Origin of the sequence: Pseudoalteromonas sp. 0303 (genome assembly GCF_013349995.1) — a bacterium.
In the GTDB taxonomy this organism is placed as follows: Bacteria; Pseudomonadota; Gammaproteobacteria; order Enterobacterales; family Alteromonadaceae; genus Pseudoalteromonas.
This window is the reverse complement of record NZ_JABVXF010000004.1, coordinates 19,688-32,330: the sequence shown is the minus strand read 5'-3', so window position 1 is coordinate 32,330 and position 12,643 is coordinate 19,688. Positions and strand designations below refer to the sequence as shown.

Genomic DNA, 12,643 nt, shown 5'->3' with positions numbered 1-12,643 from the left:
ATTTTTGCCTTAGAATCGTATGCCATACTATGTTTTGTTACTTTGATATATGGGTATTTTTACGGTTTTCAATTCGCTAAATCGCCAAACTGTAATTGTAATGCGCTCAATACCGTCAGAGCGGCTGTTTCTGTTCGCAGAACACGTGGGCCTAAGCGAATATCAACAAAGTTTTGCTGTTTAGCAATGTCAATTTCTGCATCGGTAAATCCACCTTCTGGGCCGACTAAAAAGCGCACTCCTTCGTTTGGTACTTGAATAGTTTTAATACTGTGCTCAGCACGCGGGTGCAAAGTAAGTTTAATCGCATCACTTATTTGTTCTAGCCACTCTTTAATATCAATAGGAGGGTGTACAACAGGCACAAAGTTACGGCCTGATTGTTCTGCGGCGGCAATTGCAATTTTTTGCCATTGTTGATGTTTTTTAGCAAGGCGATCGCCACTTAGTTTTACGCCACAACGTTGGCTAAAAATTGGGGTGATTTCTGTGATACCCAGTTCAACAGATTTTTGAATAGTGAAATCCATTTTATCGCCACGAGAAATGCCTTGACCCAAGTGAATTTTTAAAGGCGATTCAACATCATGATCAACAAATTCTTGTGGCTCAACGACCACATTTTTTTTGCTGACTTCAATAATTTCACTGAGGTATTCACCTCCTTCACCATTAAAAATCGAAACCTTATCACCGACTTGCATACGCAATACACGGCTAACATGACCTGCTGCATCATCATCAAGTGCTACTGGGGTGTTTAAAGAAATCGCTGAAGGTTGGTAAATATGTGGAACTCGCATGGCTGTCACTTATCAATAAATTTAGCAATATGGTAAGTATACAGCGGCTTAGGTGCAATTATTTATTTGTTATTTAAATTCGTCTTTGGCACTTAAAACATCTGCAGTGGTTTCGGCAATCTCAGATTGGCAAGAAAGGTGGTTAATGTGAGCAGCATCTGGGCAAGGTTTAAAACTAAAGCTATGTCCATCTTGTTGCACTAAGTAACGTATTTTATGAAGTGAGTTATAAATAAATTTTTGTGCATCATTCGCCAGCTGATAGTCGGTGTGATTAATCAGTACACCTTGAATATCGTGGTGTTCATGTAAATAGCTGGCGAGTTCTGAGACACTAATTTCATTACTAAAATCGCAATAGCAATAATCCTTAACGAGTTGATCAAACATGAGTTTAACCATATGGCGGCTATTAGCGCCAGCCACAACTAGAGTCGAATTTTCGGCATTTGCAAAGTAGTGCTGAGCAAATGCGCGGCTAAACTCATCATCTATATCAACTAATAAATAATTATTAACTTTAAAGGGCATGATGCCTCACGATTCAAATACTTCCGTATCAAATTGAAAACATACTTATTAGTAAATAGCCTATTGCACCGAAAACGGCAAACTCTATACAGGCTATGCCAATGTTATCTTGGTGATCTACTTCTAACGATGTGTCGATATTAGGTAGAGAGATATATTTAATAATGTAGCTCAAAATATATAACAATACCCACATTGCACCGCAATGAGATACTAGAGTGAATAAATTTTCTACCATCTTACCACTAATAAATGATGCACTGGCAAGACCAGCATAGCCCGCAAGTGCAAGGCCGATAGACTTACCCGCGTAGCGAATGCCAATAGAGGTATTTTCAAGATTAAAGTTACTTTGTAGTGATGCACCTTGGTTGGCTTTTGCAAAGCGATATTCACGAATTTTACTATCAAGGGCAAACATACCTTGCAGCACAAAAAAACTCACAGTGGCGATCAATAAGCTGCTGTAACCTTGGGTATGGCACCAGTTATAAAGGCCAAGAGCGATAATGCAGTTTGCGATTAACATGCCTGAATCAACTAAAGCGGCGCAGACATTTTGCTTTAGAATGGCTGCTTCTTCATTAAAGTGATGCAAAATCCATTTACGATGAATTAAATGACCTATTTTTATAAAGGCAAATAACAGCACAATGAGTAAAAGTACCTTTAGCGGGTTAGATTGGGCTGCACTTAAGCTAATTTCATCAAATATATAAGCGATGGTGGCTATAACGACCATAATTTCGCTGGCAAAGCTGATCCCCATGGCAAAGTTATCATGTTGCGCAAGCTCTTCTTTAAGCGCTTGTTTTGCTTTGATTTGCGTTAGAATACGCAGCAGTACTATAGTGACGCAAATTACAGCGAAACTAATAGCAATCGCGACTAAACTAGTGTTAGATAGTGATAAATATGACATGCAGGTCCCTGCTAAATAATTCTTTGATAATCATTCTAGTACGGTTATTGGCAAGTTAAAAGAGAGTATTTAATGAGTAATTTACACGCGCTTCCCGAGTCACTTCATCAGTTAGGCCAAACCCGCTTCGCAAGCTTATATGAGGGGCAAAAAGAACAACAAAAAATTATTAACTTGTTGTCTTTAAGTGATTTTGCGTGGAACTGCTTACAATCTCAGCCTGATTTAAAAGACTGGTTACTTGATGACAAAGAGCTTGCTAATCGCGCAGTTGAAGCTCCGTTAAGTAGTACTGAAATCAATGAGCTTGACGACAATGCTGCGATGGCAAAGCTACGTTTGTATCGAGAAAAGTACTGGTTGAAAGTGGCTTTTCTTGATTTGTGCTGTGCAAACCCAATTGCCGATAGCATCGCTTATATCTCGGCCCTTGCAAACCAGCTTATCGATAGTGCTAATCAGTGGGCGTTTGCGCAGGTCGCAAAAGTCAGTGGTATGCCGCTTGATGATGACGGTAATGCAATGCCAATGTTAGTTTTAGGTATGGGCAAACTTGGTGGGGGAGAGCTTAACTACTCATCAGACATAGATTTAATTTTTTCTTATCCTCGCGATGCTGCAACGCAAGGCGGTCGTCGCTCAGTAGAAGCCCAAGTGTTTTATACCAAAGTGGCGCAAAAGCTAATTATGGCGCTTAACCAAACCACGGTAAATGGCCAAGTATTTCGAGTCGATATGCGCCTGCGCCCATTTGGTGAAAGTGGACCTTTGGTAATGAGTTTTCATGCAATGGAAGATTATTACCAAGAGCAAGGACGTGAGTGGGAACGTTACGCCATGCTAAAAGGGCGACTAATTGGCACTGAAAATCGGTATTGGGATGAGTTTTATGAATTGCTACGCCCGTTTGTATACCGCCGCTATATAGATTTTTCGGTGATTGAATCGCTGCGCAAGATGAAGCAAATGATTGCCCAAGAGGTACGCCGAAAGCGCCTTACAAACAATATTAAATTAGGTGCAGGGGGTATTCGAGAAGTAGAGTTTGTAGTGCAAGCACTGCAAATGGTTCGAGGCGGCCGTGAAGCTAACCTACAAACTCAGTCATTGCTGGTTGCTTTAAAAGAGCTGGTTAACAACCAAGTGATGTCGGATAAAGAAGCTGAGTTACTAACACAAAACTATTTAGACTTACGTCAAATTGAGCAGTACTTACAGATTTTCGATGATAAGCAAACGCAAACCCTACCTGATGACGAGTTAAACCAGCAACGTTTATGCTATTTGCTCAACAAAGATGACTTTAATCAGTGTTTAACTAGCATTGAGCAGACTATGTCTCAAGTACATGGTGAATTCGAACAAGTGATTGGTTTTGAAAGTGAAACGGCGGATCCGTGTGAAAGTGAGTACATTAGCGCTTGGGAAATGACCGATGTAAGCCTGATGTGTGAACCGAACCTTGACTGGCAAGCGGCGCTTGAAGATTTTAAAGCGCGCTTAACTAAGGCGAAAATTGGCAGTCGAGGTCGTGATATCCTCGATAAATTAATGCCCCTTTTACTTAAACAGCTAACAGTTACAAAAGCCAGTAGCGATGCTTTTACCATGATCTGCCAAGTGCTGAACAAGATCATCTCACGAACTGCTTACCTAGAGCTGTTATACGAAAACCCAGGTGCCTTAAATCAACTGGTAGCACTTTGCTGCCATAGTAAATGGATTGGCGAGCATATCTCTCGTTACCCAATTTTACTTGATGAGCTGATAGATCCGCAGGTGCTCTATAAACCAACCCCTTTATCTGCTTACAAAGATGAAATTAGACAGTATTTCTTACGTATTGAGCATGGCGACTTAGAGCTGCAAATGGAAGCACTTCGTCAGTTTAAACAAACGCATCAGTTACGCATTGCTGCAGCCGATGCAACCGGTGTACTGAGTGTGATGAAGGTAAGTGATCATCTTACTGCGCTTGCTGAGGCTATTGTAGAGCAAGCGGTCAATATTGCATGGCATGCATGTGTTGAGCGCTTTGGTCGGCCAGCGAATACCTCAGATCAAGAAAAGGGCTTTGCGGTTATTGCGTACGGTAAAACTGGCGGCTTTGAAGTTGGCTACGATTCAGACTTAGATCTTGTATTTGTGCATAACCACGATGGCAGCAGTTATACCGATGGTGATAAGTCGATTGATTCGCGTCAGTTTTACTTAAAGCTTGCACAGCGATTAATGCACCTATTCAACACGCGAACTGCATCAGGCATATTGTATGAGCTTGATACTCGCTTACGTCCTGAAGGGGCATCGGGCTTACTAGCTATTAATTTAGAAAGTTATTACCACTATCAGCAAACTCAAGCATGGACCTGGGAGCATCAAGCTTTAGTTCGTTCACGCATGATTTATGGGCAAGATTCGTTGAAAGAGCGCTTTACACAAATCCGCAAAGACGTTTTGTGCCAAGCCCGCGATAATGAGAAGCTAAAGACCGATGTCGTTGAGATGCGTGAAAAAATGCGCGCTCACCTTGCTAAAGGTAATGATGATCTGTTTGATTTAAAGCAAGATAGGGGCGGTATTACAGATATCGAGTTTATCACTCAGTATCTGGTGCTAAATAATGCTATGCAACACTCTGAGCTAACAACATGGTCTGATAATGTGCGCATTTTAGCTGATGCTGCACGTTTAGGCTGTATTACTGAGCAAATGCAGCAAGAATTAGTGGCTGCATATATTGCTTATCGTTCACGTTATCATGTGATGAGTTTGAATCAGCAGGGGCGGTGTGCGCCACGTGCTGAGTTAACTCAGCACATTGACATAGTAAGTCAGGCGTGGCAACAGGTGTTTTAGCTTTTTAAGCGACGACAGTTTTCGCGCACATAAGCAGAGGGCAGCTCAGTGATAACCGCGGCTCTTTGCTTAAAGCAAAAATAAGTGTAAACCTCATTTTCGAAATCATCGTTGATGGCGCGGCCAACTTGGTAAAGTGCAGACACAAAGTTACTATCAACGCGAAAGTGGTCTTTTACTACATAATCCTTACTTAAATACCAATATAGTACGATGTCTTCATTGCGAGCATAATCAGATAAGACATCTTTTAATGTTGTACCGTTTTCAAATCGTCGTGGCACAATATCACCAGTCCAGTTCGGGGAAGTCGGCTCAACAACTTTTTCTCGCTCAAATAAAGCCATGTCTAAGCTCGTTTCAGGAGTGGGGAGTTTTAAAACATACTTATCTCGCTCATTGTTTTTGTCATTTACTTGGTTTCGAAGAGCTGAATAAAACCTAGACAAACCTTGTGCGGCAGCATTTTGTGTATTTTTAATATCAAGAACTGGACCACTACCAAATAGAAAGTAAATAGCAGCAGCAATTAAAATAAGTGCTAATGATAAATGCTTAACCCAAAACCACATTTCTAATACTCTTGTTGTTAATTAGCTTAATAAAACCATATAAACAGCAAAATGTCACTCTACTTGTAATAAGAAGGTGCGTTCTTATCTGGGCGCGTTTTAAAACGTCGATGTAACCACATGTATTGCTCTGGGGCATTATCTATGGCTTGTTCCATTCGTTGATTGACACGTGTTACATCTTTTAGATCATCGCCACTTGGGAAATCGTGCAAAATAGGCAGTACTTCTAAATGGTATCGACCTTGTTCATCACGTCGGCTGGTTAGGCTGACAGTTTCGCAGTTTTTGCTATCAGCGAAAAGCAAAGTCCCAGTTGTTGTTGCTGTCTCTTTTACTGCATAAAAAGGCGCAAACTCACAGCGATTACGGCCATAATCTTGATCAGGAAGGTAATAGCACACTTTTTTATTTTTAAGCGCTTTTAGTAAACCCTTTACATCTCGCTTGCCAATTAAGTATTCGTTTGAGCGTAAGCGGCCATTAGTCGTAAAGTATTCCATCAAAGGATTATTATGAGGGCGATAGAAACCAATGCCTTGGTGTTTTAAACCCATGACACGGCTTGCCATTTCTAAATGAAGAATATGCGGTACAAGTAACAATACCCCTTTTCCTGATTGCTGGATTTGCTCAAAGTATTCTAGGCCCTTAATGGAGCCATATACTTTTTTTACACGCCACTCGGGCCACCACCAAGCCATGCCAGTTTCCATCATGGCAATACCGGTGTTTTCCATATTTTTACGAACTAATTCGCGCTGTTCATGTTCTGGCATATCAGGAAAGCACAAACGAATGTTGACCTCAGCGATATGGCGACGGCGTTTCATAAAGCGATGCACTAAACGGCCCAGTAGTTTACCTAGTGCAAGTTGTAATTTGTGTGGTAACCAAGAGATAAGATATAAAAAGAACACGCCAATCCAAGTTAACCAGTAACGAGGGCCTAAAAAAGACGCTTTAAAAGGAGAAGAACTAACCACAAAAAAATCTCTAAAAATAAAAAAGCTAGTTTAACTGTATGTCTATAAAAATACAAAAAAGCCAGCACGAGGCTGGCTTTACGATAAGGACTTTATAGAAGAAATGCTTAGATTTCTTTTAAACCTTGGTTAATTGCAACAAGGTCTTCGCTAGTTAGTGTACCAGCTGCTTGTTTCAAGCGAAGTGTTGAAACAACATAGCGGTAACGAACGTTTGCTAAATTACTTTTTGCATTATAAAGATTTTGTGTGCTGATCAGTACGTCTACGATTGTACGTGTACCAACTTCAAAGCCTGCTTCAGTTGCTTTAAGTGCACTTTCAGCAGAAACAACAGCTTGTTGTAGCGCTTTATAAGTAGCAATGTCAGACACTACTTGGTTGTACGATGTGATAACCGAGCGAGTTACTGCACGTAAGCTTGCTTCTAAATCTTCACTTGCCGCAACATAGAAAGCGCGTGCTTGATCTGTCGCTGCTGTTGTTGCACCACCTGAGTAAATAGGTAGGCTGAAGTTAACACCAATACTTGTACTATCTTCGCGTGGTTGGTGTGAGTTGCTGTTTAGATCAGTTAGGCTGTCTCCGTATGAAGCGCTTAATGTTAGCTTCGGATAGTGACCAGCTTTTGCTAAATCGATTTGATCTTTAGCAATATCAACCGTTACTTTTGAAACTTGCAGATTTAAGTTTTGGTCTTTTGCAATTTCAATGTAGTCAGTTGACTGCTTTTTAGGTGCAACTGTTGAAAACGTTTCAGTATTCAACATGTCTAATTTCGCGTGGTATTTACCAGTGATTTCGCGAAGTTGCTCACGGGCTGTTTCAACACTGTTCTTAGCAACGATTTCTTGTGCAACAGAGTTATCGTACTGAGCTTGCGCTTCGTGTACGTCAGTGATTGCAGTTAAACCTACCGCATAACGCTCTTTAGTTTGTTGTAATTGGCGCTCGATGGCACGTTTTTCTGCTTGAACAAACTCAAGGTTATCGATTGCACTTAGTACATTGAAGTAACCCTCAGCTACACGAACGATTAAGTCTTGGCGAGCAAAATCATACTGAGCGTTTGCTTGTAATGCTTGTTTATCTGCAATACCCAGTGAATTCCATGCACCTAAATCAAACAGTGTTTGGCTTAAGCTAATACCACGGCTAAATTCATCAGGCTCGTAGTCATATCCTGTATAACCTGTTGCATCATTACCTTCATAAAGATCTGATTTGGTTGATTGGTAACCAAGACTTAGACCAATTTGTGGTAATAGTGCACTTAACGCGCGATCGCTCTCATAGGCTTGTGCATCTGCTTGGGCTTTTGCTTTAAGTACGGTAGGATCGTTTGCTGTCGCAATCTCGTAAACTTGTAGTAAGTCTTCAGCATAACTAGCTGTTGCAGTCAGTGCGCTTGAAAAACCGATCAGCGCAGCGAGTAGTGTTTTTTTCATTGTTCGTTCAGTCCTTAGACAATTTTGTACTATCACCATGGTACTCTTTTTTAATGAATAACCAAAAAAAAATTACGTAAATCTGCATGTCCAAGTGTAACAGAATATAATTGGCCGTAACATTTACTTAAAACGCAAAGGAAATAGTGAATGAAAATATCAGCAATCTCACAATTTAATCATGATGACATAGAGTTAAAGCCGATTGAGCGTGTTTATGATGGTTTCTTTAAAATTAATACTTACCGCTTTCATCATGCATTGTTTGCTGGTGGTAAATCAGTAGAAGTTAAACGCGAAATTTTAGAGCGCGGCCATGCTGTAGCTGTACTTCCTTATGACCCGGCGACTGACCAAGTTTTGTTAATCGAACAAATCAGAATTGGTGCGCTCGCATCAAAGCAGTCACCTTGGTTACTTGAGTGTATTGCAGGCATGGCAGATGGCAGTACTGATTATGAAGATGTAGCGAAGCGCGAAGCGTTCGAAGAAGCGGGTATTGAGCTTAACGAGCTAGAATTTATGATGTCATATCTTTCAAGTCCCGGCGGCACCACGGAGCGTTTGTATTTATATTTAGCGCGCACTGACTTAGCAGGGTATCAAGGCGGTATTTTTGGCCTTGATAATGAAGATGAAGATATCAAAACCCATGTAATGTCATACGATGAAGCTATGCTGCGCCTAGAACAGGGCGAAATAGATAATGCAGCGACAGTTATCTCATTACAGTGGTTAGCACTGAATAAGCAACGTATACTGTCTGATTGGAAAAACTCATAGGGGATTATTTTGTCGTACGTCAGTGCCCAGCAGCGTTATATTCAAAGCTTACCTAAGTACTTAACTTTGTGTGAGCATAATTACGTGCGTGCGCTAAAGCTATTACCCAATGAGCGCCGAATAGGTCAGGAGCGAAAGGTACAACTAGGGCACAGCACTTTTGCGGTTAAAGTTGACGATACAGCAAAATACACCACAGATATTTCTATCAAACAAGAAGCCGGTCATTTACCTTCGGTTAAGCCTTTGTATTTAACGGTACGTATGTATCATGATGCGAAAGTCGCTGAAATTGTGCATCATGATTTTCATCAGCGCATCAAGCCTTCCTATGCTTACCCGAATCCGAATATGCATCAAAAAGATGAAAAATATCAGCTTAACGCCTTCTTATATGACTGGCTGGTGGCTTGTGTTGAAAACGGCCGAGCAGTTTTAAATTGGGATGTAAATAATGGCTTGGTTTAGTAACGCCTACCATTTTGATAAAACAGCACTGAAAGTTGCCCATATCACTGATTGCCACTTATCAAAAGACACAACGAGTGAATACTTTAACGTAAATACGGCAGCGTATTTTGGGCGTTGTTTACAGGCTATTGCTGAGCTCGATGTGGATTGTGTGGTATTTGGTGGTGATTTAACACAAGATCACAGCACGGAGTCTTACCAGCTTTTTGCTAAGTTAATAGCAGACTCAGCGCTGAGTTGTCCGGTGTTTTGGTTGCCGGGTAATCATGATGAACTCGGTGAATATGAAAAGCTTACAAGCCCGCAAATTTTAAACAATAAGCGAATTACCTTTTTAGGTGGGCAGTTGCTGTTGGCAAACTCAAAAGGCCCGACGCCAGCAGGTTGGGTAACACAAGCGCATTTAGATGAATTAAGCCAAGCAATAGGGCAGGTACCTAGCGTGGTGTTTTGTCATCATAACCCGCTGCCTATTCAAGCCTATCTAGATAAACATATGCTAGAAAATGGCCCGCAGTTTTTAAATACCTGCGTTAATACTGAGCAGTGTGTGGGTGTGTTCCATGGTCATGTGCATCATGAGTACAGGCAAACCTACCGTGACCTTAGTGTGTATGCGACTCCAGCCAGCTCAATCCAATTTACCAAACACACTATGGCGTGGCAGCAAGAGGATTTAGGCCCCGCATTTCGAATCATCGACTTAATAATTGATGAGCAACAATACTTACTGTTAAGTACGGATGTAGTATGGCTAAACGAGTAATTTATATTCATGGCTTTAATAGCTCTGAGCAATCTTACAAAGCCGTTCGTTTTGGTGAGCACATGGCGCAATTTGATGTCGATTATCAGGTGCCGCGATTAACTCATGAGCCATTACATGCAATTTTACAATTAGAACAACTGCTAAATGATGATACTGTATTACTAGGTAGTTCATTAGGCGGTTTTTATGCGACCTATTTGTCGCAACGTTATTCGATACCTGCGGTGGTCATTAACCCTGCGGTTCGCCCATTTGAGTTACTCGATAACTATTTAGGGGAAAACTATAACCCGTATCAAGATAGTCATTATGAACTTGATACTCGTCACATGGATGCATTGCGCAGCTTATATTTGCCGCAATTAGACACCCCTTCATTGATTTATTTGCTACAGCAAACGGGCGATGAAGTACTGCCGTTTCAGCAGGCGGTTAAATATTATTCTCAGTGTAAGCAACACGTTGAATTTGGAGGCGATCATAGTTTTATCGGCTTCGAACAAACCTTTGCAAGTATTGTAGATTTTCTTAAAATCACGTAAAACATAGCTAAGCGCATAAAAGATATAAAAACTATGAGTCAGCAAAATTATAACGCCGAAGCAATTGAAGTCTTAAACGGATTAGAGCCCGTAAAACGCCGCCCAGGTATGTATACCGACACGGTTCGACCTAATCATTTAGGTCAAGAAGTTATCGATAACAGTGTCGATGAAGCAATGGCAGGTCATGCCACTAAAATAGATGTCATCCTTCATGAAGATAACTCCCTTGAGGTTATCGATGATGGCCGTGGTATGCCAATTGATATTCACCCTGAGGAAGGTATTCCAGGGGTGGAACTTATTTTTACCAAGCTGCACGCCGGTGGTAAGTTCTCTAATAAAAACTATCAGTTTTCTGGTGGTTTACACGGTGTAGGTATTTCGGTTGTAAATGCGCTATCGACTCGTGTTGAAGTCACTGTGCGCCGTGATGCGCAGCAATTTCGTATGGCCTTTGAAAACGGTGACAAGGTTGAAGACTTAAACGTCATTGGCACTGTAGGTAAACGTAACACAGGTACAACCGTGCGTTTTTGGCCTGATGCGAGCTATTTTGACTCAGCTAACTTTTCTATCACTAAGCTTAATCACTTATTAAAAGCCAAAGCGGTATTATGCCCAGGCCTGCGCATTAAGTTTACCAACAAGCAAACCAAAGAAAGCCAAGAATGGTATTACGAAACTGGCTTAAAAGATTATCTAGTTGAAGCTGTTAAAGGTTTTGAAGTATTACCAAAAGAGCCGTTTATTGGTGACTTTTCAAGTTCAACAGAAGGCGCTGACTGGGCGGTTGTTTGGCTACCTGAAGGCGGTGAATCAATCGCTGAAAGTTATGTAAACTTAATTCCTACCGCGCAAGGCGGTACGCATGTTAATGGTTTACGACAAGGCTTGCTTGAAGCAATGCGTGAATTCTGCGAATTCAGAAACTTATTACCACGTGGTGTAAAGCTAACACCAGATGATATTTGGGAGCGCTGTAGCTACGTATTATCGGTTAAAATGCAAGACCCACAATTTGCTGGCCAAACAAAAGAGAAGCTTTCATCTCGCTCATGTGCTGCATTTGTATCTGGTGTAGTGAAAGACTCATTTAGTTTATGGTTAAACGAGCATACAGAAACGGCAGAATTATTAGCTGAGTTATGTATCTCAAATGCGCAGCGCCGTTTACGTGCTGCTAAAAAAGTTGTGCGTAAGCGTGTTACCTCAGGCCCTGCATTACCGGGTAAATTAACTGACTGTAGCGCCCAAGATAATGACCGTACTGAACTGTTTTTAGTAGAGGGTGACTCAGCGGGTGGCTCAGCAAAACAAGCGCGCGACCGTGAGTTCCAAGCAATTATGCCGCTGCGCGGTAAAATCTTAAATACCTGGGAAGTTGAGTCTGGGCAGATTTTAGCATCGCAAGAGGTGCATGATATTTCTGTCGCTTTGGGGATTGACCCTGATTCAAGTGATTTATCTGGTCTGCGTTATAACAAAATTTGTATTTTGGCCGATGCTGACTCGGATGGATTGCACATTGCTACCTTGCTTTGTGCGCTGTTTGTTCGCCACTTTCCATCGCTTATCAAACAAGGCCATGTGTATGTAGCTATGCCGCCGCTATTTCGTATCGACATTGGTAAAGAGGTTTACTACGCCCTTGATGAAGACGAAAAGAACGGTATTTTAGCGCGTATTGAAGCTGAGAAAAAACGCGGTAAAGTCAATGTACAGCGTTTCAAAGGGTTAGGTGAAATGAACCCATTACAACTGCGCGAAACCACCATGGATCCTAATACGCGTCGTTTAGTACAGCTTACTTTGGATGAAGAAGAGCAAACCATGGAGATGATGGACATGCTACTTGCGAAAAAGCGTTCGTCAGACCGTCGTCAGTGGTTAGAAGATCACGGTAACCGCGCAGAAGTTTAATAATAGGTGTAGCAACCTAGTTGCTAGCAAAGAA

The 12,643-nt window shown here is 41.4% G+C and carries 12 protein-coding genes; 6 read left to right on the top strand and 6 right to left on the bottom strand.

Annotated features, from left to right (window positions below; translation table 11 throughout):
* Window positions 1-68 precede the first annotated feature (68 nt).
* The 3 genes from rsmE to HUS62_RS04245 all read right to left on the bottom strand — a co-directional run bounded on the left by rsmE (window position 69) and on the right by HUS62_RS04245 (window position 2,256).
* The gene (rsmE, locus tag HUS62_RS04255) at window positions 69-803 is read right to left on the bottom strand and encodes a 16S rRNA (uracil(1498)-N(3))-methyltransferase (protein ID WP_175078645.1); all 735 of its coding nucleotides are present in this window, start codon (window positions 801-803) and stop codon (window positions 69-71) included.
* Between the two features lie 69 nt (window positions 804-872).
* Window positions 873-1,334 carry a hypothetical protein gene (locus tag HUS62_RS04250; RefSeq protein WP_175078644.1) on the bottom strand — a complete coding sequence of 154 codons (462 nt, stop codon included), beginning with the start codon at window positions 1,332-1,334 and terminating at the stop codon, window positions 873-875.
* Window positions 1,335-1,362: 28 nt separating this feature from the next.
* Entirely contained in the window at window positions 1,363-2,256 is an 894-nt protein-coding gene (locus HUS62_RS04245) for a hypothetical protein (RefSeq protein WP_175078643.1), read from the bottom strand.
* Between the two features lie 72 nt (window positions 2,257-2,328).
* Between HUS62_RS04245 and glnE the strand changes: the two genes are divergently transcribed.
* Window positions 2,329-5,115: a bifunctional [glutamate--ammonia ligase]-adenylyl-L-tyrosine phosphorylase/[glutamate--ammonia-ligase] adenylyltransferase gene (glnE, locus tag HUS62_RS04240; RefSeq protein ID WP_175078642.1), complete on the top strand. Its 2,787-nt coding sequence runs from the start codon at window positions 2,329-2,331 to the stop codon at window positions 5,113-5,115.
* On the opposite strand, the gene HUS62_RS04235 is transcribed toward glnE, so the two are convergent.
* The 3 genes from HUS62_RS04235 to tolC all read right to left on the bottom strand — a co-directional run bounded on the left by HUS62_RS04235 (window position 5,112) and on the right by tolC (window position 8,121).
* Window positions 5,112-5,687: a TcpQ domain-containing protein gene (locus HUS62_RS04235; RefSeq protein ID WP_175078641.1), complete on the bottom strand. Its 576-nt coding sequence runs from the start codon at window positions 5,685-5,687 to the stop codon at window positions 5,112-5,114. The two genes, glnE and HUS62_RS04235, sit on opposite strands and share 4 nt — an antisense overlap.
* A 59-nt stretch (window positions 5,688-5,746) precedes the next feature.
* On the bottom strand, window positions 5,747-6,673 hold the full coding sequence (gene lpxL / locus HUS62_RS04230; RefSeq protein WP_175078640.1) for an LpxL/LpxP family Kdo(2)-lipid IV(A) lauroyl/palmitoleoyl acyltransferase: 927 nt from the start codon (window positions 6,671-6,673) through the stop codon (window positions 5,747-5,749).
* 107 nt (window positions 6,674-6,780) lie between these two features.
* Window positions 6,781-8,121: an outer membrane channel protein TolC gene (gene tolC / locus HUS62_RS04225; protein ID WP_058586583.1), complete on the bottom strand. Its 1,341-nt coding sequence runs from the start codon at window positions 8,119-8,121 to the stop codon at window positions 6,781-6,783.
* Between the two features lie 150 nt (window positions 8,122-8,271).
* Here tolC and HUS62_RS04220 point away from each other — a divergent pair, with 150 nt between their 5' ends.
* The 5 genes from HUS62_RS04220 to parE are packed head-to-tail and all read left to right on the top strand — an operon-like array spanning window position 8,272 to window position 12,609.
* Window positions 8,272-8,904 (top strand): NUDIX domain-containing protein, encoded by a 633-nt coding sequence (locus HUS62_RS04220; RefSeq protein WP_055197686.1) that lies wholly within the window; start codon window positions 8,272-8,274, stop codon window positions 8,902-8,904.
* Between the two features lie 9 nt (window positions 8,905-8,913).
* Window positions 8,914-9,372, top strand: coding sequence for a DUF1249 domain-containing protein (locus HUS62_RS04215; protein WP_054562727.1), 459 nt, complete (start codon window positions 8,914-8,916; stop codon window positions 9,370-9,372).
* A complete protein-coding gene (locus HUS62_RS04210) occupies window positions 9,359-10,141 on the top strand; it encodes a metallophosphoesterase (protein ID WP_175078639.1) in 783 nt (260 codons plus the stop codon). Before HUS62_RS04215 ends, HUS62_RS04210 begins: the two co-directional genes overlap by 14 nt.
* A complete protein-coding gene (locus HUS62_RS04205) occupies window positions 10,126-10,686 on the top strand; it encodes a YqiA/YcfP family alpha/beta fold hydrolase (RefSeq protein WP_175078638.1) in 561 nt (186 codons plus the stop codon). Before HUS62_RS04210 ends, HUS62_RS04205 begins: the two co-directional genes overlap by 16 nt.
* A gap of 33 nt (window positions 10,687-10,719) precedes the next feature.
* On the top strand, window positions 10,720-12,609 hold the full coding sequence (parE, locus tag HUS62_RS04200) for a DNA topoisomerase IV subunit B (RefSeq protein WP_054552648.1): 1,890 nt from the start codon (window positions 10,720-10,722) through the stop codon (window positions 12,607-12,609).
* Window positions 12,610-12,643: the final 34 nt, after the last annotated feature.